Source organism: Pseudochrobactrum sp. sp1633 (assembly GCF_030376605.1).
Lineage (GTDB): Bacteria > Pseudomonadota > Alphaproteobacteria > Rhizobiales > Rhizobiaceae > Pseudochrobactrum.
Map to the genome: position 1 here is coordinate 109,298 of NZ_JARRAE010000008.1, position 26,076 is coordinate 135,373.

Genomic DNA, 26,076 nt, shown 5'->3' on the forward strand with positions numbered 1-26,076 from the left:
TATGAATGAACTCGACCAAAAATTGATTGCTACCTTCGATGGTAAGGTACTGCGCAAGGATTTACTCCATCGGATTAAGAAGGGCACCAACGTGCCCACCTTTGTTCTGGAGTTTTTACTTGCGCGCTTTTGTGCGAGTGGTGATCAGGCGGAAATGGATGCGGGCATGGAGGCTGTGCTAGTCAGCCTCCAAGATAACTATGTAAAACCTGACGAGGCGAATGCCGCGCAGTCAAAGGTCGCAACCAAGGGCAAGCATCGCTTTATCGATAAAGTGCATGTTCGATATGTCGAGAAAGAAAAGCGCCACTGGGCATCGTTAGAAAACTTCAATTCACAGCGCATCGCGATTGGCGAGAAATTCTATCGCGATAATGATCGCCTGCTGGAAGGTGGCATTTGGGCCGAGGTGACACTGGCTCACAATGCCATCGAAGAGGACAACTACGCATTTTATATCGAAGACCTCCGGCCGATTCAGATCAGCCGCTTCAACTTCGATCAGTACTGTGAAGGTCGCACTCAGTTCACCCGTGATGAATGGATTGGGGCGATCCTGCGCACCGTTGGGCTGGAACCAACAAAGCTGTCGAGACGCGTGCAGATGCACTTTATTGCACGTCTAGCCGCGCTCGTTGAACCCAATTACAACTACATCGAGCTGGGGCCACGCGGCACCGGAAAATCATATTTTTTTAGTGAGTTTTCTCCTTATGCCACCTTGATCTCAGGTGGCCAGGCAACGAAATCGGCGCTGTTCTACAACAACGCACGCCGCAAGGTGGGCTTGGTGGGTTTTTGGGATACGGTGGCTTTCGATGAGGTTGGCGGGATTAAAGTCAAAGACCCTGACACCATTCAGATCATGAAGGACTTCATGGCGAATGGGCGCTTCTCTCGTGGGGCAGAGGTGATCGCTGATGCCAGCCTGAGTTTCGTCGGCAACTTCGATCTATCTATCCGTCAGGTTGTTAACTCGGAACGACATGATCTGTTTCAGCCGTTGCCAGCGGAATTTGACTTGGCAATTATGGATCGATTTGCTGCCTACATTCCTGGCTGGGAAATGCCTAAAAACAGCAGTGAATTTCTCACCAATAAATACGGGTTTATCACCGATTATTTGGCGGAAGCATTTCACTATCAGTTCAAACACACCAACAGGTATGAGGAAGTCAGCAAGCGCATTCAGCTGGGAAAGTCTGTTGAAGGCCGTGATGAGAAAGGCATCAAAAAAACCGTTTGTGCATTCCTGAAAATTCTTCACCCAATCGGCCCACCGACCGATGAAGAATTTGATGAATACGTTGCTTATGCCGTTGAGTGCCGTCGCCGGGTGAAGGAGCAGATGAATAAACGCAAACCAGATGATGAGTTTGCGCGTATCGATCTCTCTTACCTAAATGCTCAAGGGGTAGATGTGGTGGTCTATTGCCCGGAATCGAAAGATGCTCCAGCTACCCAACAACCCTCGCGTAAGCAGCTTAACGAGAAAGTGGCTCCCGAGCGTGAGGTTGAGTCGAAGCTTAATCAACCTTTACCGGTAGCGGTACCTACTGCAGCTGTCGAATCAATCGCTTCGGCTGCCACTCCTGTCCTTGTGCCTGACGAGCTGACTGAGCGTCATTTCACGATTATGTATGGCGACGTTGGGCACAGCTACGAATCGATTATTGGCCCTTACCTGCGAGGAGCAAAGACGGTCATTATCGAAGACCCGTACATTCGGCTTTCGCACCAAATTCAGAATTTTGTCCGCTTTTGTGAGTGCGTCTTAAAGGTCGGAACGGTGAAGAAGATCAACCTCATCACCGGATATGATGACAACACGCAATTGACCGAGATTGCAGAGAAATTAGATGAACTGAAACAAAGCCTCCTGGAGGTGGATGTCGAGTTGGAGGTGAAGCTCAACCCTAATCTGCATGATCGAGAAATCCGTCTCGACAATGGCTGGATTATCAAAATTGGTCGTGGCCTGGACTTCTACCAGAAGCCGAGTGGCTGGTTTGAAATCGGCGCGAATGATCTAAGTATGCGCAAATGCCTGGAAACCAAAGTGGATATTTTCCGAGCATGACTTCACACTCATAGACGCTCAGTACTTGCTTGTCAGGATAGCTCTGCCCCTTTAGTTTCGTTGTTTGGCCACAAAAACACAGAAGTCTCTATGTAGATTTACACGTTTTTTGACTCAGGAAACTTTAATTTGTAATCAAAATATGCTGGCAGAAATGATGTATCTATTTGAAAAGAAGGTTCGGGCGCAGCGATCATATCGGGTGTGAAATTTGGGTAAGTCTTGTGAGCTATCGAATATATTTTCAACATTGTTACGTTTCCTGTAGAGAACAAAATTATACAGGATTGTTGTCATGCGGTGGGTCCTTGAAAGAATACAGGTGAATAGCCCATTAGGTGTAGTGGTTCAAACTTGATCTGACAGTTAGCGGTTTTGTAGTGATGTCTGTCAGGTTAAGTTCAGCCTATGAATTTTTCCTGCCAGATTGTTTTACCGTCAATCATTGTCTCATACGGTGTTCTTCCGCAGCACATCTTTCCCGGGTGTGTGCGCTTATTGTTATAGTGATCAAGCCATTCGTCAAGATCAGCCTGCAATTCCTCGATTGCGTGGTAGATTCTCTTACGGATGTAACCTGATAAAGTTCCTGCAATATCGTCTTGTGGAACGTAACCGTAAGCGTTGCCCCGTTCCCACATTCCGTTATTTCTGTAGATGTGAGACCTGGTTGCCTTGTATGGAATGACAGGAATTTTTTCCATGGAACACTCAACGGAGTTTCTCAATGAGTTGGGATTTGTTGTTGGCCGCAAGGGCCAACGGCGTTGCCCAGCGCTACAATCTGCGTCCAATCATTTGTCAGAATGGCGGCGGATGGCGCGTGAGGGCAAACTGATTTTACCCGCCCCGAGTTCAGATGTCAGCTTTGCACGTGTTGTGGTTGATAGTGATATCACTCCATCTGGTCCTCCGCCGCTCAGTACGCTGGATATTCTTCATGGTGGCGTGACGGTCCGTCTTGACACGTCGTCGTCAGCGCTGCGGATTGCACAAATTGTTCGTGCCCTGGCAGAAACGGCATGATCTTCCCCTCAAACCGTGTGCGGATCATGGTGGCGACTATGCGCGTTGCAAGCTTATTGAGATCACGCGCACGGGTTCCGCGCCCATTGCTGAAGACGGCGTAAAACAGATCGGTGAACTCTATAAAATTGAAGCGGAACTGCGCGGTCTCGACCCGCAAACGCGTCTGGTAGCACGCGAGGCACGATCATCGTCGCTGATCATGGATATGGAGAAGTGGCTTGCCCATCACCGTGCGCGCGTGTCTGCAAAAGCTCCATTGGGCGAAGCCTTGAAATACATCGCCAAATACTGGGACGGTTTATGCCTGTTCTTATCCGACGGTCGTATTGAACTGGATAACAACAGCGTCGAGCGAACCATCCGGCCAATCGGATTGAGCCGCAAGAACGCACTCTTCGCAGGGCATGAAGCAGGGGCTCATAACTGAGGTATCATCGCCTCACTAATCGGGACCTGCAAGCTCAATGCTGTTGATCCGCAAAAATGGCTAACCATCACACTCACAGCAATCGTAAATGGTCATAAACAAAGCCACATCAACCAGCTGTTGCCATGGAATTATTACGACAAGGTGTGACTAAGACACCACTGACGCACTTCGGTAAGCACCGACCCATCATTTGCAACTTTGGCTTCGAGCGCTTTCAGGCGGTTTTTAAAGTTTGCAAGATTATGACGTAACCAGATTGAACGCACGCCAGACGGCGAGACAAAGACACCCAGCTTGGGCAGTTCATTAGAGGTTCGCGCCTGACCATAAGCGGGGAACTCAATGGCGAAGTCCTGAACTGCCTACTCAATTGCCTGATCAACTCGGTTGGCAAGGTTGGGCTTACTTCTCGTGCGTTCAAGCAACGCTGCAACGCCACCTTCTTCGACGGCTGCTTTGTAGCGATAAAATGTATCGCGCTACAGGCCCATCACCTGGCAGGCCTTAGATACATTTCCGAGTTTTTGCGCGAGATTTAATAGTCCCGTTTTGTGTTTGATGATCTTATCTGTAGAATGCAACATTGTGGTTTCTTTCATTTTGAGGTTGGGTTTGCACCACCATCAAAACCGATAACCACACGGCTCTGCAAGAGCCTGCACCGTTCCCAATTCAGCAAGCTGGAAAGGGAGCGGTGTCAGATCAAGTCGAAACTAATACACTTTTAGGTGAAACCACCTATTTTAGGCTGGTGGGGATTGTTCTAAGTTTTTTACGATTTCTGCAATTCGTTCCGACCACCAGGCTGTCATTTTGACACGCTCGTCCCAATAAGATGCACGGTGGTAGGCACGCCGAACTGCATTACCACCAATGTGGGCTAACTCGGCTTCAATGGCATCTTCGTTCCAAGCGCCGCTTTCATTTAAAAGGGTTGAAGCTGTGGCGCGAAATCCGTGCGAGGTGGCGTCGTCCTTGCTAAACCCCATCCGCCTGAGCGCTTGGTTCATTGTGTTCTCGCTAATAGGTCGCTCAGTTAATGTACTAGATGGAAAGACCAAGCGCAGATTGCCTGTGTGATTGCGTTGAGCTCGCAAGATCTCAATCACCAGGGGCGGCAATGGCTTTTTATGTGGACGCCGCATTTTCGCGCGTTCAGCTGGGATTACCCAGACTGCATTTTCGAGATCGAATTCATTCCATTCCGCTTGCCGGAGTTCACCGGGGCGAGGATAAAGCAGAGCCATTAATTTCAGAGCCGCGCAGGTTTCTAGCGTCCCCGAGTAAGCCCAAATTGATTTTAACAATTTGGCAAAGACGGTCCAGTCTGTGACGGCGGCCTGATGTGTGACTTTCGGCGCAATAATGGCGCCCCTTAAACCAAAGGTTGGGTCATTCTCGGCTCGTGCGGTGGCAATGGCATATCGAAAGACTTGACTTATAACGGCACGCAGGCGCCTGGCGGTTTCATAATTGCCTTGTGCTTCCACTCGGCGCAACGGTACGAGGATATCCGTTGCTGATATCTCCGTTATTTGTTTGTCTCCCAAGTCGCTTATCGCAAGGCTTATTAGCCAGCGCTTTTTTCCAAGTGTTGCTGCGGACTTGCCTTCGCGCGCGTTTTTGTCCAGCAGTTCATCGGCCAATGCTGTGAAGCTATCCGTTACCAGTCGTTCACGAGCAACTTTCTCTTCCTTCTTTTTCGAAGAAGGATCAATTCCGGATGCGAGGAGCTTACGCGCCGCGTCGCGGGCTGCACGAGATTCAGCAAGGGAAACGTCTGGCCATGTGCCGAATGAAAGCTGCTTTTGTTTTCCTTCAAATCGATAGACCATTCTCCAGAGTTTGCTACCTGTTGGATTGACAACAAGTAAAAGCCCACCTGCGTCTCCATGTTTGGTAGGTTTGGCTGATGGCTTCAAGGCTCGTATCCGTGCATCATTCAAAGGCATTGCGATGGCACCCCATTGTACAACTGATGGCATCTCAGCAGAATGCCATCAATAATGCCATCAAAATGTTTGGATGCCACTGGTCGACTATGGATGTGAAAAGAAAGTCGACAACAAAAAAGCCCGCTTTCGCGGGCTTTTTGAGGTGCTTCTGGACCTTGGTAGTGGTCTGAAGACTTAGAAATGGTGCCCAGAAGAGGACTCGAACCTCCACGCCCTTGCGAGCGCCAGCACCTGAAGCTGGTGCGTCTACCAATTCCGCCATCTGGGCGTTGAGTGTCCGTTTAAGGTGTGGAGTGATTCATGTCAACGGGGAATTGCGTAATTTTGCAGAAATTCTGCAATTTTTTGAAGAAATATCTGTTTTTCGTCTCAGGATAGAAAAGAAAATCATTTCAACACTTTAGGCGTGTGTAAAATCCACAGACATAATGGAAAAAGCCGGACACATTTCTGTATCCGGCTTTGAATCAGAGTAAATGAGCGCTTGTGATTATGCGCTCAGAACTTTCTTGGATGCGATTGTGCTGTCCGCATTCAGTTCATAAATGATAGGCACGCCGGTGTGCAGTTCCTGTGCGATGATTTCTTCGCTGGTCAGGCCTTCCAGAGCCATGATCAACGCGCGCAGGGAGTTGCCGTGCGCCGCAACCAGAACGGATTCGCCGCGCAGCACGTGTGGCTGAATGGTATGCAGATAATATGGCCAGACGCGTGCACCGGTATCACGCAGGCTTTCACCACCCGGAGGCGGCACGTCATAGGAGCGGCGCCATACATGCACCTGATCTTCACCCCATTTGGCGCGGGCATCGTCTTTATTGAGGCCGGAGAGATCACCGTAGTCACGCTCATTCAGCGCAACATTGCGGATTGTTTGCAGGTCTGACTGGCCGAGCTGATCCAGAATATGCTGGCAGGTGATCTGGGCGCGGGACAAATCAGAAGTATAGGCGATATCAAATTTCAGGCCGGCATCTTTCAGCCGCTGACCGGCTGCTTTGGCTTCTGCATGGCCCTGTTCGGTGAGTGACGGGTCGCGCCAGCCGGTAAACAGGTTTTTCAGGTTCCATTCACTTTGGCCGTGACGGACAAGAACAAGGGTGCGGGACATGGAATAATCTCCGTTTGGATATGAGCGGAAAAGAAACTGATTTAAAGGCCGAGCACGTCACGCATTGTATAAAGGCCGGGCTTTTTGCCCTGACCCCATAATGCGGCGCTGACCGCGCCTTGCGCGAAGACTGATCTGTCTTGTGCCTGATGAGACAGGGTAATGCGCTCCGATGTGCCGGCAAAGATGACGGAGTGATCCCCGACAACCGAACCGCCACGCAAAGTCGCAAAACCGATTGTGCCGTCTTCGCGTGCGCCGGTATGGCCGTCGCGTACACGCACACTGTGATCAGTAAGGGCAATATCGCGTCCCTGAGCTGCAGCTTCCCCCAGCAGCAATGCGGTGCCGGAAGGGGCATCGACCTTGTGCTTGTGGTGCATTTCCAGAATTTCGATATCGAAGGCAGAAGGGCCAAGGGCGCGTGCAGCTTGCTCCACCAGCGCGGAGAGCAGATTAACGCCGAGGCTCATATTACCGGATTTAATGATTGTTGCATGACGTGCGGCGGCACGGATTTTTTCTTCATCCGCAGCGCTGCATCCTGTTGTACCGATCACATGCACAATGCGTGCCTGAGCGGCCAGTGCGGCATAGACCAGCGTCGAGGCCGGTGTTGTAAAATCAAGCACACCCTGTGCTTCGGCAAAGACCGGCAGCGGATCGGCCGAGATGATAATCCCGTTCTTACCCGCACCTGCCACTTCGCCGGCATCCTGACCAATGAGCGGCGAACCTTCCCGCACGATTGCACCGGAAAGCACCGTATCCGGATTTTCAGTAATGGCGCGGATAAGGGCTTTTCCCATGCGGCCGCCTGCGCCGGTTACGACAAGGCGCATTGCAGAGGAAGTCTGAGCCGCTGAGACAGTTGAAGTCATTCTTTTATCCGATCAGTGTTTCAGCTTCAGGAGCAGACTGGAGTTGATAGAAGCGGGCATAGACACCGTTTTCGATGGCCACGAGATCTGCATGGCGGCCTTCTTCAACAATATTGCCAGCTTCCATAACGATGATTTTATCAGCACTGACCACAGTTGAAAGACGATGAGCAATCACAATCGTGGTGCGGTCTTTCATAATGGTTTCCAATGCCTGCTGAACCCGCTTTTCGGAGTCATTATCGAGTGCCGATGTTGCCTCATCCAGCAGCAAGATCGGTGCATTGCGCACAATCGCACGGGCAATGGAAAGGCGCTGACGCTGGCCGCCAGAGAGCGTGACGCCGTTTTCGCCGACCGGACTGTCATAACCCTGTGGCTGACGAATGATAAACTCATGGGCATTAGCCAGTTTTGCAGCCTCAATAACTTCCTCTTGCGTCGCATCAGGGCGACCATAGCGGATATTATCGGCAATGGAGCCTTCAAACAGATAAGGCTGCTGTGAAACATAGGCGATGGAATGGCGCAGTGAATTGACGGTAACGCCAGCGATATCCTGATCATCGATGAGAATACGGCCGCTGTTGACGTCATAAAAGCGCTGAATCAGTGTAATGAGCGTGGATTTTCCGGCACCTGATGCGCCGACAATAGCCGTGGTTTCTCCGGCCTGAGCAATAAAGCTGATGCCTTTCAGAACCTGTTGATATTCCGGATTGTCTTTGGCGTGATAGGCAAACTCGACATCTTCAAAACGAACAGTTCCGTCTTTGATGTTCAGCTCCACAGCATCCGGCCGGTCGGTTTGTGCTGGTTTCAGATCCAGAATTTCATAGATCATACGGGCATTAACCAGCGCGCGCTCCAGATTGACCTGAAGGCGGGCAAGACGACGCGCCGGATCATAGGCCAGCATCATGGATGTGATGAATGCAAACATGGTGCCCGGAGGCTGCTGCTCGGCGATGGCACGATAACCGGCATAGGCAATGACCGCGGCGATGGCGATACCGGCGAGAATTTCAGAGATCGGGGTGACACGTTCAGAAACACTGGCGATCTTGTTCGAGCGCGCTTCTGCCCGCTCGATCAACCCGTTGATCTTGTTGCGCAGCTGATCTTCCATCGTAAAAGCTTTAACGATGGCGATGCCTTGTGTGGTTTCCTGCATCGCACCGAGCAGGTGCGAATTCAAATGAACAACTTCTCTGGTCACGGTGCGGATACGGCGTGAAACATAGGTAACTGTCAGAATCAGCGGCGGCGCGATCAGCAGGGAATAAAGCGACAGATAAGGTTCTTGATAAACCATGATGCAGAGAAGGCCGACGAGCATCACCGCATCGCGTGCAAGGGACGTGACGGTCATATTCATCAGGTCGCGCATGCCTGAAATATTCTGATTGATCTGCGCTGCCAGATGACCGGAACGATGATCATTATAAAAATTCAGTCCCAGCTTCATCAGATGGGCGAAAATACGTTTCTGATAGATTGCAGCCAGATTATTGCCGATTTTGGCCAGTTGCACGGCCTGAATATAGCTGCCGAGGCCGCGCAGGATGAATGCGAGTAAAATAGAGCCGGAAATAGCTGCGATAAGATCAGCACGTTGCCTGTAAAAAATGTCGTTGATGACATCGCGCATAATATAGCCGACAAAAACTGTGGCGCCCGATATCATCAGCGAACCGGCAATAGCTTTGGCATAAGAAATTTTGTGATCAGAAAAATTCTCAGAGAGCACACGACGGATCATCTGTGTGGTTTCTGCCGGATCATTGTTCTTTTTCTTTTTAAATAAGCTCACGGTCAGGGAAAATCCTGCTGCTGGTTTTCAGAAAAGTCCGGCAGCGTTTTTGTTCCGCCGGTGCCTCTTTCCTATAAAGCTACATAAAGCATTTGACCATGCCCCGTGTGAAAGCATGGTCAATAACGCTTGAGATTTTCCGGTTGGCTGCAGATTTGCCGGTGCCAGTGGCGCTTTTATATCAGCGCCAGCGACGGCCATCCGTATGAATGTCAAAACGGGCAGGCGTGCGTGCATAGGCTGAAAGTCCGGCAATGGCTGCCAGAGGGTGGATAATCACATGCACCGGAATGGCTTTCAGAATGTGCTGATGCGGCGCTTTATCTTCAAATGCAGCGCGGAAGCTGCCTGTGCGCAATGCGGAGATAATACGCTGCGGAATACCGCCGGAAAGATAAACACCGCCATGCGCCATGAAAATGAGTGCGAGATCACCGGCAAGACGCCCAAGGTAAATCACAAACAGTTCCAGTGTCTCAATGGCTTGGGTGTTGCTTTTATCCAGAGCAGCATCGGTGATTTCTGCCGGTGTAATCAGGGATGGCGTCACACCGTCGGCCTGACAAATGGCCTGATAAATATGCTGCAGACCGCGTCCGCAAAGCAGTTGTTCGGCAGAAACGCGGCCGTCGATCTTTTCAATAAACGGGAAAATCTGCAGGTCGCGCTCTGAACGCGGACCAAAATCCACATGGCCGCCTTCGCCGGGAACCGGCACCCATGTCTGGCGTGAACGGATAAGACCTGCAACGCCCAAACCTGTTCCGGGGCCCAGAACCACACGTTTGCCGTTCGGATGACCCGGCTCACCGCCGATATTCTCCAGATGATGATCATCAAGGGAAACAACAGCCAGAGCCTGTGCTTCAAAATCATTGAGAACAGTAATGTCCTGCAGGTTGAAGCGCTCCATCAATTGGCGCGGCCGGACAACCCACTGGCAATTTGTGAGCGGAATTTCGTCACCTTCAACCGGACCTGCAATGGCAATAACAGCAGAGCGGGGCTGAATGGACGTGTGATCGAGAACCACAGTCTGGATCGCATCTTCCAGTGTTTCAAAGTCTTTGGTCAGCAGAACCGGAAATTCTTTTGGCTCTGCATAGGAATCAACCAGAATGGCAAAGCGGGCATTGGTGCCGCCAATATCGCCGATAAGGACGGGGAAAACAAAATTCGGATCGATACTAGGCATTGTTATTACAGCATCCCGTTCTGATTGTTTTTGGCTTTACACAGTTTCAGATAATGAGCCGGTTCTCTCTTTATCTGATGCTGTTCTAAATCGTTTTAATTCTATATCGGATGCGCTGATTGAAGAAAAGCGCATAGTTGGTGAATGCCTGCGCTTTTATGGTTTTTGCGCAGGCAGCGGGATTGAGGCAGGGGGCACCGGTGCAGCAAACGCAGGCACTTGTGCCGGTGCGAAAGTCTCTGCCTCATTACCGGTGCTTTTTAATCCGTAGGTCACATCTTTGACGGATGCAGGTGTCGGAGCATTCAGCAAGGCCGCACAGGCTGACGGCAATTGCGAGACCATCATCACTTTAGGCGGCTTTGGTTTTTCGCCGGGTTTGGCTGGTTTTGCCGGCTTCCAGGGCTCATCGGTAAACCACCAGTCGAGTGATTTTCCGCAACCGTCATCTTTGCCGGTTGGTTCCTGCGGTTTACAATCCGGTGAACCGGCCTGACAACGCAACCGCACATGGAAATGGTAAAAATGCCCCCAGTAAGGGCGCACTTTTGCCAGCCAGCTGCGATCGCCGCTCACAGTTTCGCAGAGTTGTTTTTTTATGCCCGGATGCACAAAGAGACGTTCAACTTGCGGATAGCTGGCGGCATGTTTCAGAAGAGCTGTGCGCGATGCCGTCCATTTCTTCTGGTCAACATAGAGTGAATTGGGCTGCAGCATGGAAACTGCGCTCACGTCCTCGCGCTCCTGATTGGTAAAGCGGCGGTTGGGCATCGGGGTCAGCCAGATATCGGCATCAAGCCCGACCTGATGGGAGGCATGGCCGGTCAGCATCGGGCCGCCGCGCGGCTGCGATATGTCACCGACCAGCAGACCATTCCAGCCGGTTTTTGCTGCATCACGGGAGAGCTTTTCCAAAAGTGCAATCAGGTTCGGGTGTCCCCAGTTGCGGTTTCTCGACAGGCGCATAACCTGCCAGTTTTGTCCGTCTACCGGCAGGGCGACGGCACCGCTGATACAACCTTTGGAATAAAACCCGTAAGATTCAGGCGTGCTGACATTTGGCAGTTTGACCGAGCCAAAAGCCTGTTTGGCTGGCGCATCAGCCTGCGCTGTGGTCACTGCGCCGCTTAATAAGGGAGCCGTCAGGCTCAGACTGAGTGCAATGGCGCAAAGTTTGCGGGCAAATGTCATGACAACAGGTTCCGTAAGTCAAAATATGTTCGCAGCATTGACTGCGTTGCGGCGGCTGACAAGCGTAAAAATATCACAGTCGCAGCGTGTTCAGCGGCCTTCGCCCTGTTGAAGAAGGTTTTGCAGCCCTATGCGGTAGTTTGAAAAGCGTAACTGATAGCCTGTCGCTTTCAGGGCGGCATTGGAAGCGCGTTTACACTCCTGATAAAACGAGCGCGCCATAGGGGAAAGCTCCGCGGTTTCATAATCAATGGCCGGTGGCGGTGCGATATTCAGTAATTCGGCTGCAAATGTAATGATTTCATGGGCGGGTGCCGGCTCATCATCGGCGAGATTATAAATGCCCCCCTGATTGGTGAGTGCCAGATGTGCCAGTGCGCCACCGATATCCTCAACATGGATACGGTTGAAAACATGGTCTTTTTTGATCAGGCGATGGGCGCGGCCTTGTTTGAGGCTGGCCAGTGCATTGCGTGCCTGTCCCTGAAAAGTCGGGCCGTAAATACCGGCAATCCGCAAAATTGCACAGGCAATATCAGTACCCTCTACCTGCGCCAGCCATTCCTTTTCGGCGGTGACGCGGGCGGCAGAGCGGGCAGAAAGCGGTTTCAGCTCCGATGTCTCATTCACCCATGCGCCCTGATAATCACCATAGACGCCGATGGTCGACAGATAGCTGATGAAGCGCGCATTGGCTGCGTAATATGGTAGTCCTTCCGGCATCAGCCGCAAAATCGGATCTGTCTCGTCTGCACTGCCGGTTAGTGGCGCAACGGAAGACACGATATGGGTTGCTTGGCTTAATTCATCGCGCAGTTCGGCACTGAGACCTTGCTCGGCATCGAAGAAAACAGGTGTAATGCCGTTTTTGCGCAAGACCTCTGCCTGCTCCGGACGGCGGACAGTGCCGGTAACCGAGCGGATATTCGCGTTTGGATTTTTCCGCAGGGCTTCGATAAAATAATGGGCAGAATAGCCGGAGCCGAACAGAAAAATATGCATTATTTGTCTTTCTCAAATTGAACGGAGGCTGTCCGCCATTCTTCAATTACCTCATCATCTTGTTCAAGAGGAAGATGATGGTTTTTGAAACGGGTGAACTCTTGATTTGCAGCCAATCGGGATAATGCCCAGACGGCTGCTCCGCGTGTTACCGGTGCCGGATCATTCAGTAATGTTTCAATCACCGGAAGATAGGCCGGATTACCTGAATTCCCCGCCGCGATCAGCACATTACGGATAAAGCGGTCACGGCCGATCCGTTTGACCGGCGAGCCGCTGAAGAGAATACGAAATGCGGGATCATCCAGTTGCAGCAGCGTATCAAGAGCCGGTTCTTTCAACTCTTCCCGTGCCTGCAATTTAGCCTCTCTGGATACTTGCGCGAATTTATTCCACGGACAGGCCGACAAACAGTCGTCGCAGCCATAGATGCGATTACCCATCATCGTGCGAAATTCGTGCGGAATAGGGCCTTTATTCTCAATGGTGAGATAGGAGATGCAGCGCCGTGCATCAATCTGATAGGGCGCGGGAAAAGCATCGGTCGGGCAGGCATCAAGGCAGGCACGGCATTTGCCGCAACTGTCTTTACCCGCGGTATCGGGCTCCAGATCGGCGGTGGTAAATATAGAGCCGAGAAACAGCCACGACCCGTATTCGCGGCTGACCATATTGGTGTGTTTGCCCTGCCAGCCCATACCAGCGGAAACCGCCAGCGGCTTTTCCATCACTGGTGCTGTATCGACAAACACTTTAACCTCGTGGCCGGTGCGCGCGGCAAAGCGGCTGGCCATATGTTTGAGTTTGCCTTTGATAATGTCGTGGTAATCGCGGTTCTGCGCATAAACAGAAATCGCCCCGCAATCCTTTTTGTCTTGCAGGGTGCGCGGATCATGGTCGGGGCCATAATTCATCGCCAGCATGACGATTGAGCGCACTTCATGCCAAAGCTCGGCAGGATTGGAGCGGCGGTCAGCCGTTTCCTCCAGCCATTCCATTGAACCGTGGCGACCACGATCCAGAAAATAGCGCAGCCGTTGCGGTGCCTGCGGAATAGCATCAGGTGTGGTAATGGCGACGACATCAAAACCAACCGCCGCCGCTTCTTCCATTAAAAAACGTTTCAGACGGATGCTAAGAGGCTCATCGCTCTTGGCCAATGGTTTTTTAGGTGTGCGATCAGAAATCAAGGTCGCCATAATGTGATGCCGGAAAAATGCCGCGCACGCGATCAGCGAGCAGCGGACGGAAAGAAGGGCGGGATTTCATGCGCGCATACCATTCACGGGTCGCGCGGTGCTCAGCCCATTCAATTTCACCCAAATAATCCAGAACAGAAATGCCGGCAGCAGCGGCCATGTCGGCATAGCTCGGCGTATCACCGGCCAGCCAGTTGCGGGTGGCTGCCAGCCAGTCTGTATAACGCATATGCTGACGGATATTGGCACGGGCTGCGCGGATTGCAGTAGAATCAGGTGCTGATGAACCCATTTCCTGAGACATCTGCAGTTTAAACACGCGTTCACGGGCGAGGTGACGGGTGACTTCATTTTCAAACTTGATAAGAAACCAGTCCACAAGGCGGCGCACTTCAGCGCGCTCCATCGGTGTTTCCGGCAGCAGGCGGCGGTTGCGTTTCAATGCGCCGCGGGTTTCATCCATATATTCGGCAATGACCGTTGCACCAACAACCGGCAGGTCATTTTCGGCCAGCAATACGGGCAGGGTTCCTGCAGGATTGAGTGCCAGAAATTCTTTTCTGCGTGACCACGGACGTTCCTCAATCATCTCTGCTTCAACGCCATATTCATTAAGAATTAGACGGACATAGCGTGAGGTGGTGGACATCGGGTGGTGAAACAGCGTGAGCATGTGGTTCGTTAGGTCTTTCAGGTGTGGCTGTACCGGTTATAGCTGTTTTGAAAGCTGCGGCCGGAAAGCCGGGTAATCAGACTGAATGTTCTGCCAGCTTGTGCGTATCCTGCGAAAAGATCAAACCTTGCAGAAGGCTGTGATCCGGCAGAGTGCTAAACCTGAACAGAGAGCGGAATAAAAATGCGCCTGCATAGCATTTTGCGCAACTATACATTCTCCCTATAAATAATTGGTTAGGACGCGTGAGCTACATAATAATGCATTGCATTCGGACTAAAAACATTTCAACAGGCTAAATTTAAGGCAGCGTTGTTGTTTTTCAGCTTCTTTCCGGCTTTCAGACATAATGTCCGTTAAAATCGGGCGTTTGAAACCTATCAGAGCCGGACGCGCAATATTGATACAATGCAGACAAAGGTATTCAGCATTATGAGTGAATGGGCAATATTCGAGGCTGCGATTCTCGGTCTATTGGAAGGTTTGACTGAGTTTCTTCCGGTTTCGTCTACCGGTCATCTTTTGCTGGCGGGGCATTTTCTCGGATTTGAATCTACCGGACGCACTTTTGAGGTGCTGATTCAGCTCGGTGCGATCCTGGCCATTTTGAGTGTTTATTTCGGGCGTTTGTGGAAGCTGTTTACCGATCTGCCGAATGATGCCGGTGCGCAGCGTTTTGCGACCGGTGTTGTACTGGCGTTTTTGCCCGCCGCGGTTATCGGTGCTTTTGCGCACAGCTATATCAAGCAGGTTCTGTTTGAAACGCCTATGCTGGTTTGCATCATGCTGATTATCGGCGGTTTCATTTTGCTATGGGTCGATCGGCTGCCGCTGCGTCCGCGCTATAATGATGTGACGCAATATCCGCTGAAAATGTGCTTTGCCATTGGTCTCGTGCAATGTCTGGCTATGATTCCAGGCGTGTCACGCTCCGGCTCTACCATTGTCGGCGCTTTGCTGATGGGCTCAGACAAGCGCTCTGCGGCGGAGTTTTCCTTCTTTCTGGCGATGCCGACAATGGCCGGTGCTTTTTCCTATGATCTTTATAAAAACCACGCATTGCTTTCATCCAATGATCTGATGCAGATCGGGGTCGGATTTGTTGCAGCCTTTATTTCCGGTGTGATTGTGGTGCGCTATTTGCTGGATTATGTTTCCCGCCACGGCTTTGCGCTCTTTGCATGGTGGCGTTTGATTGTCGGTTCCGCCGGTTTGGCTGCATTGCTGGTCTGGGGCTGAGGCTCAGAAACAGAAAAGGCCCCGAAAGGGGCCTTTATTTTTATTCAGCTTGTTGGTTTAACGGGCAAGGCTTGCCTTGTCATACTGGCCCAGAGCACGGTAGCGCCACAGATAGGATGGCAGGATCGCATCAATCGCCTGTGGTTTGATGCCCAGACCTTCCAGTGTGAGACCGGCATCAGCGGCTTCCTGCGAAACCACATTGTTGCTTTTCAGCAGTTTAACCTGATCGCTGGTCAGTGGCGGGTTTGGCAACAGGCCGAGGATTTTGCCCTGCAAGCCGGCAACCCACCAAGGCAGGTTGATAAAGGCGCGCTTACGGCCGATCACTTCCAGCGAGATTTCCATGCAGCGGCGCAATGTCAATACTTCCGCACCACCCAGTTCATAGACCTTGCCTGCCTGAAGCTTACCTTCAACGCTGCGTGCAATCACTTCAGCCACATCGCCGACATAGACCGGCTGGAACTGCGTTTTGCCGCCGCCGATGAGTGGCATGAATGGCGAGAAGCGGGACATGCTGGCGAATTTGTTGAAGAACTGGTCTTCAGGGCCGAAAATTACACTCGGACGCAGAATAATTGCATCCGGTTTAACGCTCAGTACCTGACGTTCAGCTTCAGCTTTGGTGCGGGCATATTCTGCGGCGCTCTTCAGGTCTGCACCGAGTGCAGACATATGGAGCAGTGGCAGACCGGCAGCAGCCGTTGCTTCAGCCACATGTTTTGCACCAATGGCGTGTACGGTGTTGAAACGCTGCTTGCCGCCTTCAGATAAAATACCAACCAGATTAACAACATAGTCAGCACCCTGAACGGCGCGTTCAACTGACCAGCGATGACGGATATTGGCCTGTACCAGCTGGATCTGTCCAACATTGCCGAGCGGCTGCATATAATAAGCAATTTCCGGTTTGCGCACAGCAACGCGAACGCGGTAGCCGCGTCGTGCCAGCGCATCAACCACATGGCGCCCGACAAAACCTGAGCCACCGAAAACTGTGACCAGCTTTGGTGTTGTGCGGTGATTAAGCGTTTGCGTGTCCATGACCTGTCTCCTGCGCCGGTCCTATCGCGGCATGATAACTGCGCGGATGTTTTTACAAGAGCGCAGTAAACTTTATACATTGTCTCAGCGCTCAACGCGCTTGCCAGCTTTTGGCACCGCTTTACTGGTTTTTTGCCGTTTCGCAAAGGGGACATAATGCTCCATACCCCGAAAGATTGCACTTTCGGCTTTGTTTTGCATCAAACCCCTTTGCCTTTGCGCAAATCTGCTGCTAAATCGCGCGCATGAGCACACCACTTGACCATATCCGGAATTTTTCCATCGTCGCCCATATTGATCATGGGAAGTCGACCCTTGCCGACCGTTTGATTCAGCAGACCGGCGGCCTTGAGAATCGTGAGATGAAAGAGCAGGTGCTCGACTCGATGGATATCGAGCGCGAGCGCGGCATCACGATCAAGGCGCAGACCGTGCGTTTGAATTATCGTGCGAATAATGGTGAGGACTATGTTCTCAACCTGATCGATACACCGGGGCACGTTGACTTTGCCTATGAAGTCTCCCGCTCGCTGGCGGCCTGTGAAGGCTCGCTGCTGGTGGTTGATGCTTCACAGGGCGTGGAAGCGCAGACACTGGCCAATGTCTATCAGGCAATCGACAATAATCATGATCTGGTTGTTGTGCTGAACAAGATCGACTTGCCGGCTGCGGACCCTGATCGTGTGAAGGAACAGGTTGAAGATGTGATCGGTATCGATGCATCGGATGCTGTTATGATTTCCGCCAAAAGCGGCATCGGCATTCCGGATGTGCTGGAAGCGATTGTAAATCGTCTGCCGCCGCCGAGAGAAGGTGACCGCAATGCACCGCTGAAAGCCATGCTGGTTGACAGCTGGTACGACACCTATCTTGGTGTGATCGTACTGGTGCGCATCATCGATGGTGTGTTGAAAAAAGGCCAGACCATTCGTATGATGGGTACAGGCGCCAAATATCCGGTGGAGCGCGTTGGCGTGTTCACGCCGAAGATGGTGGCTGTTGAAGATCTGGGGCCGGGCGAGCTTGGCTTTATTACTGCTTCGATCAAGGAAGTGGCGGATACGCGCGTTGGTGATACGATCACCGAAGATAAGCGCCCGACAACCAATATGCTCACTGGCTTCAAACCGGCACAGCCGGTTGTGTTCTGTGGATTGTTCCCTGTGGATGCCGCAGATTTTGAAGATCTGCGCGGCGCAATGGGCAAGCTGCGTCTCAATGATGCGAGTTTCTCATTCGAGATGGAAACATCGGCAGCGCTGGGCTTTGGTTTCCGCTGCGGTTTCCTTGGGCTTTTGCATCTTGAAATCATTCAGGAGCGCCTTGAGCGCGAGTTTAATCTTGATCTGATTGCGACAGCACCTTCGGTTGTCTATCGCATGAACATGCTAGACGGTTCGGTGAAGGAACTGCACAATCCGGCGGATATGCCGGATGTGGTGAAAATCACCTCCATTGAAGAACCGTGGATTAAAGCGACCATTCTGACACCGGATGAATATCTGGGTTCGATCCTGAAACTCTGTCAGGAACGCCGTGGTATTCAGGTTGATCTGTCCTATGTCGGCCCGCGTGCGATGGTGACTTATGAACTGCCGCTCAATGAAGTGGTGTTCGATTTCTATGATCGCCTGAAGTCGATTTCCAAAGGCTATGCGTCATTTGACTATAACCTGTCGGAATATAAAGAAGGCGATCTGGTTAAAATGTCGATCCTCGTCAATGACGAGCCGGTTGATGCGCTTTCGATGCTGGTGCACCGTTCTGCGGCTGAAAAGCGTGGCCGTGTACTGTGTGAAAAGCTGAAAGAGCTGATCCCGCAGCATATGTTCAAAATTCCGATTCAGGCTGCTATCGGCGGCCGTATCGTTGCGCGTGAAACCATCTCGGCTCTGCGTAAAGACGTAACGGCTAAGTGTTACGGCGGTGACGTTTCGCGTAAGCGCAAACTTCTGGAAAAGCAGAAGGAAGGTAAGAAGCGTATGCGCCAGTTTGGCCGCGTGGAAATTCCGCAGGAAGCCTTTATTCAGGCGCTTAAAATGGGCGATGAATAATCACTTCAGAGATTTCGAGCAGACCCGCCTTCCGGCGGGTTTGTTTTAATTAAATTCAGGATTTTAAAAAATGACGACTAAACCACGTATTACCATTGAATATTGCATCCAGTGCAACTGGATGCTCCGTGCGGCATGGGCTGCACAGGAATTGCTGCAGGCATTCGGCGATGAAGTCGGTGAGATTGCGCTTATTCCGGGCAGCGACGGCAATTACATTATCCGCCTGAATGATCAGGTGGTCTGGGATCGTAAAAGCGAAAATGGCTTTCCGGAAACTGATGCGCTTGTCGCTCGTATCCGTGAAGCGGTAAAAGCCTGATCAGGCTTTGGCCTTTATGTAAGGCATAAAGACATAACTATCTGAAATTTATTGTTAAATTAAAGCCGGATGCATTATGTGTCCGGCTTTTTTATTGGTCAGGCAAGGGTTTGCGAACAATGTTTCATGCTGAGATTCCGGTATCATTGCCGTGCTGGTGAGTGGGTATTGGCAGGTTGCGCCGGTCTGCTCCATTGGTTGTGCATTTTTTTATTACGCGGCAGATAGCTTCAATAGTTAATTTTACTGCATAAAATAAAGATTTGAGATGGCTTGAACGGGGTTTAGTGCCTGCCTTGCAAGGGTTTATAATCTCGTTTTCAGAGATAGATTCCGGATAGCCAAAGCGTTATAAAAAACGCGGCGCACCGGAGATACCGTTTTGTTGTAATGTAGGTTGCTCAGAAGCCTTTTTCTGCTCGTGATTGTCTGGATTGTCGCCCAGTTCCAGTGCTTCGATCTTTGCGCTGCGGCGCGTGACTTTGGATGAGGAGATCAGAATATCATCAATGTCGCGGCTGGCCTGTGAGAAATGGGTTTGTAATTTCCGCACCCGCTCATCAAGGCGCCCTACATCATCCATCAGGCGTACAACTTCGCCCTGAATGAGATGTGCCTGCTCCCGCATTCGCGCATCTTTAAGTACGGATTGGATCACCTGAATGGAGAGCATCAATAGCGAGGGCGAGACAATGACGACGCGTGAGCGATGCGCGCGTTGAATGATAACCTCAAAATTCTCATGGATTTCCGCGAAAATTGATTCCGACGGTACGAACAAAAAGGCCGTATCCTGCGTTTCTCCGCTGATGAAATATTTAGCGGCAATATCACGAATATGCACTTCCATATCGCCGCGGAAAAGCTGCTCATAATGGCGTTTTGCTTCCGGCGTTTCGGAGGCTTTGAGCGCGTTCCAGTTTTCCAGCGGAAATTTGGCATCAACCACTAATGAGGCCGTGCCATTGGGCATCCGCACCAGACAATCAGGACGCATGCCATTCGAGAGGGTTACCTGAAATTCATAGGCGCCCATTGGTAAACCATCGGCAATAATAGCTTCCATCCGCGACTGGCCGAATGCGCCGCGCGTCTGTTTATTGGCGAGAATAGCCTGCAATTGCACAACCTGACCGGCGAGTGACTGGATATTATTCTGCGCGGTGTCGATCACCGCCAGCCGCTCTTGCAGCTTGCTTAAATTTTCATGGGTTGAGCGGGTTTGTTCATGGATGCTGCGGCCAAGATGATTGGTCATGCCGTCCAGCCGGTCACGGATGGATTTGTTCAGCTCTGCCTGCCTTGCACCGAAAAGCTCTGCCATCGTCTGCATGCGGCCTTGCATTTCCGCCTGACTTTTCAGGATTGACTGCATCTGCATTTCTGCCTCGCGCGCCCGCTCCTCGGACTGGAATTGTACATGCAGCATAGCTCTGCTGTTACGGCCGGATAACCATATCATCAAGAGAATAATCAGCAGCACAAAGCCGCCCGCTGCCAGTAAGAATTGCACAGGGGTAAGGCCGAGAGCATCCGCAAAGGATGCCGGTATTTCTGAGGCAGATAATGTTTCCATGATCAAAGATTACACGATTCGCAGTAAATACAAGAATAAAACGTGAACAGATTTTTATTCACCCCATGTAGATTATTGACGGCAGAGGGCGGAGAGATTAGATCGGTCACTATTCCGATTGTGCCTGCTTATGCGGGTGTCAGATATTTTCAATCATTTGCAACGCCGGATAAATGTGATGACCATTAAGCCGATTATTTTTATTCCTGATCCGGTATTGCGTCAGGTTTCCAAGCCTGTTGAGCGTTTCGATGCGGATTTGCGCAAATTCTCCGATGATATGTTCGCGACGATGTATGATGCGCCGGGTATTGGTCTGGCCGCAATTCAGGTGGCAGAACCGATCCGCATGGTAGTAATTGATCTGGCAAAAGAAGGCGATACGCCTGAACCGCATGTCTTTATTAATCCGGTGATTGTGGAGCGTTCTGACGAGCCGAGCAGCTATGAAGAGGGCTGTCTTTCTATTCCGGATTATTATGCGGAAGTAGAGCGCCCTGCCACGGTGCGCGTGAACTATCAGGACATTGAAGGCAAGCCGCAAGAAATCAGAGCCGAAGGCCTGATGGCAACCTGTTTGCAGCATGAGATTGATCATCTGGACGGTGTGCTTTTCATTGATCATATTTCCAAGCTGAAGCGGGATATGGTGATCAAGAAGTTCAAAAAACTGGCCAAGGCACATGAGCCTGCTTCGGGCAAAAAGATCTGAAGCTTAGGTTGGGTTGCGGACAGAGAGTTTAGTTAGGATAGTCTATGTCATTACGTATTGTGTTTATGGGCACACCGGAATTTTCTGTTCCGGTGATGACAGCGCTGATCGGACAGGGCTATGAAATCGTGGCTGTTTACAGTCAGCCACCGCGCCCAGCTGGTCGTCGCGGTTTGGAGCTGACGAAATCGCCGGTGCATGAAAAGGCTGAAGAATTCGGCATTCCTGTTTTCACGCCCAAAAGCCTGAAAGGCGAAGAAGAGCAGCAGATTTTCCGTGATCTCAACGCCGATGTGGCTGTTGTTGTTGCCTATGGCATGTTGCTTCCGAAAGCTATTCTCGAAGCGCCGGAACTTGGCTGTTATAATGGTCATGCCTCGCTGCTGCCGCGCTGGCGCGGTGCAGCGCCGATCCAGCGTGCGATTATGGCTGGCGATAAAGAGACCGGCATGATGATCATGAAAATGGATGAAGGGCTGGATACCGGCCCTGTTGCGATGGTTGAGAAAATCACTATTACGCCAAATATGACCTGTGGGGAATTGCATGATCGTTTGAGTATCACCGGTGCTGATCTGATGGTGCGCGCGATGGCGGCATTGGAGCGCGATAGTCTCAAACTCAATCCGCAGGCGGAAGAGGGCGTGACCTATGCCGCTAAGATCGACAAGGCAGAGGCTCGCATTGACTGGTCGCAACCGGCTCAGGCAGTGCACGACCGTATTCGCGGGTTGAGCCCGTTTCCCGGCGCATGGTGCGAAACGGAAATCAACGGTCAGCTTGAGCGCGTTAAAGTGCTGCGCTCAGTGTTGACGGATGGTGCCGGTAAAGCCGGTGAAGTGCTGGACGGTCAGTTGGTGATTGCCTGCGGTGACGGCGCGGTTGCACTAACACTCGTGCAAAAGGCTGGTGGCAAACCGGTGAATAGCACAGAGTTTTGTAATGGCGTTAAACTCGTTACGGGGACAATTCTGCCATGAGCCAGTCTCCTGTAAAGCAACTGCATATCCGGCCGGCCAAAGAGCAAGACCGCTCTTTGATTGATGGTGTGATTGCTGCTGCTTTTAACGGGAATGACGAGGTTGCACTGGTGCGCAAGCTGGTTGCTGATGGTGATGTTGTTTTAGAACTGGTCGCTGAAGCCAATGGTCATGTGACCGGTCACATTCTGTTTTCCAGAGTATGGATTGAACATGCTGACGGCCGTACGCCTGCCGTCGCTTTAGCGCCGCTGGCTGTGTTGCCGGAGATGCAGCGGGCAGGAGTGGGGCGTGCTTTAATCGCAGAGGCCCATGAGCAATTAGCGAAAGCCGGAGAAGGTTTAAGCATTGTTCTGGGTGATCCGGCTTATTACGGACGCTTTGGCTATCGTCTTGAACTGGCATCAGGATTTGAAAGTAATTATCCTGCGCATTATCTGCAGGCGAGATATCTGAGCGAAAATCATCGCGATCTGCCGCATCAGGGGCGGTTGATTTATGCTTCCGCATTTGGAGAAAATTGAGTGCCGCGTTATCGCCTGACAGTAGAGTATGATGGCTCACCCTATGCCGGATGGCAGCGGCAGGATAATGCGCCGAGCGTGCAGGGCGCCATTGAAGCGGCTATCTTTAAATTTTGTGGCGACAGCACTTCGCTGGGTGCCGCAGGGCGCACCGATGCCGGTGTTCATGCTTTTCAGCAGACCGCACATGTTGATCTGACGAAAGACTGGGCGGCATCCAAAATCCGTGATGCGGTGAATGCCTATCTGACGCAGGCGAAAGACAGCGTGTATCTGCTCAACGTGGAAAAGGTACCGGATCGTTTTGACGCGCGGTTCAGTGCGCTCGGGCGGCATTATATTTATCGCATCATCAACCGGCGCACGCCATTGGCGCTGGAAGCCAGCCGCGCCTGGTGGGTGTCGAAAAAGCTTGATGCGGATGCCATGCAGGAAGCCGCGCAGTTGCTAATCGGTACACATGATTTTACCACGTTCCGCTCAGTGCAATGCCAGTCCAAAAGCCCTGTCAAAACACTGGGTTTGCTGAATGTGCAGCGTCATGGTGAGTTGATTGAGGTTCGCGCCTCTGCGCGCTCTTTTCTCCATAATCAGGTACGCTCACTGGTCGGGAGTATCAGCGAGGTTGGCTCAGGCCGCTGGACCAATGATGATCTGATAGCGGCGCTGGAAGCGCGTGACCGCAAAGCCTGCGGTGTTGTAGCACCTGCGCATGGTCTTTACATGATCGGTGCGGATTACTCATCAATTTTGTAATGCAGGCATGAGCCTGCGGTTTGTAATGCAGGCGTAAATTTGCGTCTATGCGGCAGGCATAAACCCTGCCAGACTTTGCAGGATAATTGTCAGCATTATACTGCCCAGCACCACGGAAATGAAAAAGGGTGCCGCAAAACTGTGCGGTCTTTGCAGAGCTGCGCGGGTGAGCCTGTAGCTTAAACCTAAAGTGATCAGAAACAGACCAAAGCCGATGCCCGCAAATACAGTGGAGAGATCCGGCAGCAGCAGGTTCAAAAAAGAAAGCGGCGCATAGACCCAGGCAAATAAAGCTGTGGTCCAGTTGGTTGCGACCACATAGGTCGAAAAACGTCGTTCAAGCCCGAGGCTGCGGCTGAGAAAGCCGATAATCAGCAGGGGCAGCAGCCACACGGTTGTATCAATCAAACCGAGCTTGGCTGTGCTCATTATGCGCAATGCCGCATCGTCATTGCCGTCAGTCAGGCGTGCGGCAATCTCTACCCAGCCGATCAGCATGGGCGGTAGTGCAATCAGAAGAGCATAAAAGGAACGCCAGAAACCATCGGCATCGGTGTTGAGATCATTGAGCGCTTCCGGATGGCCGGTCATAGTCCGCCAGACTGCAGAGAAGTAATACTGAATTTCTTCAAAACTGGGCATGGCAACCTGTATAAACGGCGGGTGACGGTATTTTACTTGCGACCACAGCATCAGGCATATGTGTCTGATGCTGTGGGGATTAATCAGAGCATATCCGGTTTAAATTGAAACATTGGAAATGCTCTGTCTATTCATCTTTTGGGATACGCTTTAGCCGAAAAAATCTTCCAGAAATTTTTCATAGATTGCAGTAAGACTTTCAAGATCCTGCAGTGAAGTGCGTTCATTCGCCATATGCATCGTCTGGCCGACAAGGCCAAATTCCACTACAGGACAATAATCCTTGATGAAGCGTGCATCTGATGTGCCGCCGGAAGTGGAGAGGCTGGCCTGTTTGCCGGTTACGGACTGAATGGCACCGTTCAGCGCATTGATCAGCTTATCGTTGCGGGTCAGGAAAACATGGCTCGGACGTTCGCTCCATTCCAGCTCATAGCGAATTGGATCGGATTTACCTTGTCTGAACTGGTCGTCCTGTGCGGCTTCACTCAGACGGCGTGTGACTTCATCCTGCAGGCTCTCCGCTGTCCAGCTGTCATTAAAGCGAATGTTGAACGCAGCTGCCGCCTTGGACGGAATAACATTGGTTGCCGGATTGCCGACATCAATGGAGGTGATTTCCAGATTGGTGGCCTGAAAATTCTCAGTGCCATGATCATAGGCAGGCAATAACAGCTTGTTCAGCAGGGTAATGATACCACGCACAGGATTATCGGCATTGTGCGGATAGGCAACATGGCCTTGTGTGCCGTAAATAGTGATTGTGCCTGTCACCGAACCGCGGCGGCCAATTTTTATAGTTTCGCCCAGACGGTCAGGATTTGTCGGCTCGCCGACCAGCGATGCATCCCAGCTCTCGCCTTTTTCCTTTGCCCATTCCAGCAGTTTAACTGTGCCGTTGATCGCAGGGCCTTCCTCATCACCAGTAATCAGAAAGGAGATATTCGGTTTGCGGTCCGGATATTTTTTCAGATAACGCGCCGTTGCCGCAACAAAACAGGCAATGCCGCCTTTCATATCCACAGCGCCGCGACCGTAGAGTTCGCCGTTTTCGATTGCAGCGCTGAATGGCGGATGTTTCCAGAGAGACAAATCGCCCGCCGGTACGACATCTGTGTGACCGGCAAACATCAGATGCGGCCCTGTACCATTGAGGCGCGCATAGAGGTTTTCAATGTCCGGTGTGCCTTCTTCTGTGAAGACGGGACGGTCAATATGAAAGCCAAGCGGCTCCAGCATCGTCTGGAGTGCGCTGAGTGCGCCGCCTTCTGCCGGTGTAACAGACGGGCAGCGAATAAGGGTGGAGAGATTTTCTGCGGGGTCAAATGTGGTCATCATGCTCAAGGAGTAGCAGATGCCTTCTGCAGACGCATCCTGAATTTCGGTTTAGCCCTGAAAGTTCTCACAACAATGTGTTTAGGGAGCAAAAAAGTGGTATACTCGGATGGTAATATTTTTGTGAGAAAAACGTCATTGTCTACGTTTTGTGAACTATAAGAGATACAGATTGTTTGCTTTTTGAGAACGATAAAGGTCTGTATTTTGGTATTTTCAGATATTTTTTATTATAACTATTTGTAATTATTTGTTTTTTAAAAAACAAATATTTTTCTTCCGCGTAATTGTGTTCCAATTTTGAGAGTTTCGTAAATTTTATGTGAGTTG

The 26,076-nt window shown here is 51.3% G+C and carries 22 protein-coding genes, 1 tRNA gene and 3 pseudogenes; 10 read left to right on the forward strand and 16 right to left on the reverse strand.

Annotated features, from left to right (window positions below):
* The first annotated feature begins 1 nt into the window (after position 1).
* The gene (gene brxL, locus P8H26_RS11055; protein ID WP_289633058.1) at positions 2-2,080 is read left to right on the forward strand and encodes a BREX system Lon protease-like protein BrxL; all 2,079 of its coding nucleotides are present in this window, start codon (positions 2-4) and stop codon (positions 2,078-2,080) included.
* A 401-nt stretch (positions 2,081-2,481) separates the two neighbouring features.
* Here brxL and P8H26_RS11060 read toward each other — a convergent pair.
* Positions 2,482-2,690: pseudogene (locus tag P8H26_RS11060) on the reverse strand (IS481 family transposase); the annotation flags it as partial.
* Between the two features lie 92 nt (positions 2,691-2,782).
* Here P8H26_RS11060 and P8H26_RS11065 point away from each other — a divergent pair.
* A complete protein-coding gene (locus P8H26_RS11065) occupies positions 2,783-3,106 on the forward strand; it encodes a hypothetical protein (protein WP_289633059.1) in 324 nt (107 codons plus the stop codon).
* Positions 3,107-3,146: 40 nt separating this feature from the next.
* A pseudogene (locus tag P8H26_RS11070) lies at positions 3,147-3,686 on the forward strand (transposase); the annotation flags it as partial.
* A 20-nt stretch (positions 3,687-3,706) separates the two neighbouring features.
* Here P8H26_RS11070 and P8H26_RS11075 read toward each other — a convergent pair.
* The 11 genes and pseudogenes from P8H26_RS11075 to P8H26_RS11125 all read right to left on the reverse strand — a co-directional run.
* Positions 3,707-4,123: pseudogene (locus P8H26_RS11075) on the reverse strand (helix-turn-helix domain-containing protein); the annotation flags it as partial.
* Between the two features lie 159 nt (positions 4,124-4,282).
* Complete coding sequence (locus P8H26_RS11080; RefSeq protein WP_308446665.1) at positions 4,283-5,524, reverse strand: integrase arm-type DNA-binding domain-containing protein; 1,242 nt, start codon at positions 5,522-5,524, stop codon at positions 4,283-4,285.
* A 151-nt stretch (positions 5,525-5,675) separates the two neighbouring features.
* Positions 5,676-5,762: transfer RNA gene (locus P8H26_RS11085), tRNA-Leu, on the reverse strand.
* A 222-nt stretch (positions 5,763-5,984) separates the two neighbouring features.
* Positions 5,985-6,605, reverse strand: a complete 621-nt coding sequence (locus P8H26_RS11090; protein WP_289633062.1) for a 2,3-bisphosphoglycerate-dependent phosphoglycerate mutase — start codon at positions 6,603-6,605, stop codon at positions 5,985-5,987.
* Between the two features lie 41 nt (positions 6,606-6,646).
* Entirely contained in the window at positions 6,647-7,486 is an 840-nt protein-coding gene (gene dapB / locus P8H26_RS11095; protein ID WP_289633063.1) for a 4-hydroxy-tetrahydrodipicolinate reductase, read from the reverse strand.
* Positions 7,487-7,490: 4 nt separating this feature from the next.
* The gene (locus P8H26_RS11100) at positions 7,491-9,299 is read right to left on the reverse strand and encodes an ABC transporter ATP-binding protein (protein WP_289633064.1); all 1,809 of its coding nucleotides are present in this window, start codon (positions 9,297-9,299) and stop codon (positions 7,491-7,493) included.
* A gap of 181 nt (positions 9,300-9,480) precedes the next feature.
* Complete coding sequence (locus P8H26_RS11105; RefSeq protein ID WP_289633066.1) at positions 9,481-10,494, reverse strand: glucokinase; 1,014 nt, start codon at positions 10,492-10,494, stop codon at positions 9,481-9,483.
* 156 nt (positions 10,495-10,650) lie between these two features.
* Positions 10,651-11,685 (reverse strand): penicillin-insensitive murein endopeptidase, encoded by a 1,035-nt coding sequence (gene mepA / locus P8H26_RS11110; RefSeq protein ID WP_289633068.1) that lies wholly within the window; start codon positions 11,683-11,685, stop codon positions 10,651-10,653.
* 90 nt (positions 11,686-11,775) lie between these two features.
* Complete coding sequence (locus P8H26_RS11115) at positions 11,776-12,687, reverse strand: NAD-dependent epimerase/dehydratase family protein (protein ID WP_289633069.1); 912 nt, start codon at positions 12,685-12,687, stop codon at positions 11,776-11,778.
* The gene (gene queG / locus P8H26_RS11120) at positions 12,687-13,886 is read right to left on the reverse strand and encodes a tRNA epoxyqueuosine(34) reductase QueG (protein WP_374708283.1); all 1,200 of its coding nucleotides are present in this window, start codon (positions 13,884-13,886) and stop codon (positions 12,687-12,689) included. The genes P8H26_RS11115 and queG overlap by 1 nt, the downstream gene beginning before the upstream one ends.
* A complete protein-coding gene (locus tag P8H26_RS11125) occupies positions 13,867-14,559 on the reverse strand; it encodes a glutathione S-transferase family protein (protein ID WP_289633071.1) in 693 nt (230 codons plus the stop codon). Before P8H26_RS11125 ends, queG begins: the two co-directional genes overlap by 20 nt.
* Positions 14,560-14,991: 432 nt before the next feature.
* Between P8H26_RS11125 and P8H26_RS11130 the strand changes: the two genes are divergently transcribed.
* Positions 14,992-15,798 carry an undecaprenyl-diphosphate phosphatase gene (locus tag P8H26_RS11130; protein WP_289633073.1) on the forward strand — a complete coding sequence of 269 codons (807 nt, stop codon included), beginning with the start codon at positions 14,992-14,994 and terminating at the stop codon, positions 15,796-15,798.
* 57 nt (positions 15,799-15,855) lie between these two features.
* On the opposite strand, the gene P8H26_RS11135 is transcribed toward P8H26_RS11130, so the two are convergent.
* Positions 15,856-16,845: a complex I NDUFA9 subunit family protein gene (locus tag P8H26_RS11135; protein WP_289633074.1), complete on the reverse strand. Its 990-nt coding sequence runs from the start codon at positions 16,843-16,845 to the stop codon at positions 15,856-15,858.
* 245 nt (positions 16,846-17,090) lie between these two features.
* Here P8H26_RS11135 and lepA point away from each other — a divergent pair, with 245 nt between their 5' ends.
* The gene (lepA, locus tag P8H26_RS11140) at positions 17,091-18,899 is read left to right on the forward strand and encodes a translation elongation factor 4 (protein WP_289633075.1); all 1,809 of its coding nucleotides are present in this window, start codon (positions 17,091-17,093) and stop codon (positions 18,897-18,899) included.
* 70 nt (positions 18,900-18,969) lie between these two features.
* Positions 18,970-19,221 (forward strand): SelT/SelW/SelH family protein, encoded by a 252-nt coding sequence (locus P8H26_RS11145; protein WP_289633076.1) that lies wholly within the window; start codon positions 18,970-18,972, stop codon positions 19,219-19,221.
* Between the two features lie 349 nt (positions 19,222-19,570).
* On the opposite strand, the gene P8H26_RS11150 is transcribed toward P8H26_RS11145, so the two are convergent.
* Positions 19,571-20,797: a DNA recombination protein RmuC gene (locus tag P8H26_RS11150; RefSeq protein WP_374708284.1), complete on the reverse strand. Its 1,227-nt coding sequence runs from the start codon at positions 20,795-20,797 to the stop codon at positions 19,571-19,573.
* A gap of 178 nt (positions 20,798-20,975) precedes the next feature.
* Between P8H26_RS11150 and def the strand changes: the two genes are divergently transcribed.
* From def to truA, 4 genes are read left to right on the forward strand one after another with little or no spacing between them, the layout of a single operon-like run.
* Entirely contained in the window at positions 20,976-21,509 is a 534-nt protein-coding gene (gene def / locus P8H26_RS11155; RefSeq protein WP_289633077.1) for a peptide deformylase, read from the forward strand.
* 44 nt (positions 21,510-21,553) lie between these two features.
* The gene (gene fmt / locus P8H26_RS11160) at positions 21,554-22,489 is read left to right on the forward strand and encodes a methionyl-tRNA formyltransferase (protein ID WP_289633078.1); all 936 of its coding nucleotides are present in this window, start codon (positions 21,554-21,556) and stop codon (positions 22,487-22,489) included.
* Positions 22,486-23,013 (forward strand): GNAT family N-acetyltransferase, encoded by a 528-nt coding sequence (locus P8H26_RS11165; protein ID WP_289633079.1) that lies wholly within the window; start codon positions 22,486-22,488, stop codon positions 23,011-23,013. The genes fmt and P8H26_RS11165 overlap by 4 nt, the downstream gene beginning before the upstream one ends.
* Entirely contained in the window at positions 23,014-23,769 is a 756-nt protein-coding gene (gene truA / locus P8H26_RS11170) for a tRNA pseudouridine(38-40) synthase TruA (protein WP_289633080.1), read from the forward strand.
* 45 nt (positions 23,770-23,814) lie between these two features.
* Here the strand turns inward: truA and P8H26_RS11175 are convergent, their stop codons facing one another.
* On the reverse strand, positions 23,815-24,411 hold the full coding sequence (locus P8H26_RS11175; RefSeq protein ID WP_289633081.1) for a hypothetical protein: 597 nt from the start codon (positions 24,409-24,411) through the stop codon (positions 23,815-23,817).
* 150 nt (positions 24,412-24,561) lie between these two features.
* Positions 24,562-25,749, reverse strand: a complete 1,188-nt coding sequence (dapE, locus tag P8H26_RS11180) for a succinyl-diaminopimelate desuccinylase (protein WP_289633120.1) — start codon at positions 25,747-25,749, stop codon at positions 24,562-24,564.
* Positions 25,750-26,076 lie beyond the last annotated feature (327 nt).

Coding starts and splice junctions, on each gene's coding strand:
- brxL (WP_289633058.1), top strand. CDS start 2: ATGAATGAACTCGACCAAAAATTGATTGCTACCTTCGATGGTAAGGTA.
- P8H26_RS11065 (WP_289633059.1), top strand. CDS start 2,783: ATGGAACACTCAACGGAGTTTCTCAATGAGTTGGGATTTGTTGTTGGC.
- P8H26_RS11080 (WP_308446665.1), bottom strand. CDS start 5,524: ATGCCATCAGTTGTACAATGGGGTGCCATCGCAATGCCTTTGAATGAT.
- P8H26_RS11090 (WP_289633062.1), bottom strand. CDS start 6,605: ATGTCCCGCACCCTTGTTCTTGTCCGTCACGGCCAAAGTGAATGGAAC.
- dapB (WP_289633063.1), bottom strand. CDS start 7,486: ATGACTTCAACTGTCTCAGCGGCTCAGACTTCCTCTGCAATGCGCCTT.
- P8H26_RS11105 (WP_289633066.1), bottom strand. CDS start 10,494: ATGCCTAGTATCGATCCGAATTTTGTTTTCCCCGTCCTTATCGGCGAT.
- mepA (WP_289633068.1), bottom strand. CDS start 11,685: ATGACATTTGCCCGCAAACTTTGCGCCATTGCACTCAGTCTGAGCCTG.
- P8H26_RS11115 (WP_289633069.1), bottom strand. CDS start 12,687: ATGCATATTTTTCTGTTCGGCTCCGGCTATTCTGCCCATTATTTTATC.
- queG (WP_374708283.1), bottom strand. CDS start 13,886: ATGGCGACCTTGATTTCTGATCGCACACCTAAAAAACCATTGGCCAAG.
- P8H26_RS11125 (WP_289633071.1), bottom strand. CDS start 14,559: ATGCTCACGCTGTTTCACCACCCGATGTCCACCACCTCACGCTATGTC.
- P8H26_RS11130 (WP_289633073.1), top strand. CDS start 14,992: ATGAGTGAATGGGCAATATTCGAGGCTGCGATTCTCGGTCTATTGGAA.
- P8H26_RS11135 (WP_289633074.1), bottom strand. CDS start 16,845: ATGGACACGCAAACGCTTAATCACCGCACAACACCAAAGCTGGTCACA.
- lepA (WP_289633075.1), top strand. CDS start 17,091: ATGAGCACACCACTTGACCATATCCGGAATTTTTCCATCGTCGCCCAT.
- P8H26_RS11145 (WP_289633076.1), top strand. CDS start 18,970: ATGACGACTAAACCACGTATTACCATTGAATATTGCATCCAGTGCAAC.
- P8H26_RS11150 (WP_374708284.1), bottom strand. CDS start 20,797: ATGGAAACATTATCTGCCTCAGAAATACCGGCATCCTTTGCGGATGCT.
- def (WP_289633077.1), top strand. CDS start 20,976: ATGACCATTAAGCCGATTATTTTTATTCCTGATCCGGTATTGCGTCAG.
- fmt (WP_289633078.1), top strand. CDS start 21,554: ATGTCATTACGTATTGTGTTTATGGGCACACCGGAATTTTCTGTTCCG.
- P8H26_RS11165 (WP_289633079.1), top strand. CDS start 22,486: ATGAGCCAGTCTCCTGTAAAGCAACTGCATATCCGGCCGGCCAAAGAG.
- P8H26_RS11175 (WP_289633081.1), bottom strand. CDS start 24,411: ATGCCCAGTTTTGAAGAAATTCAGTATTACTTCTCTGCAGTCTGGCGG.
- dapE (WP_289633120.1), bottom strand. CDS start 25,749: ATGATGACCACATTTGACCCCGCAGAAAATCTCTCCACCCTTATTCGC.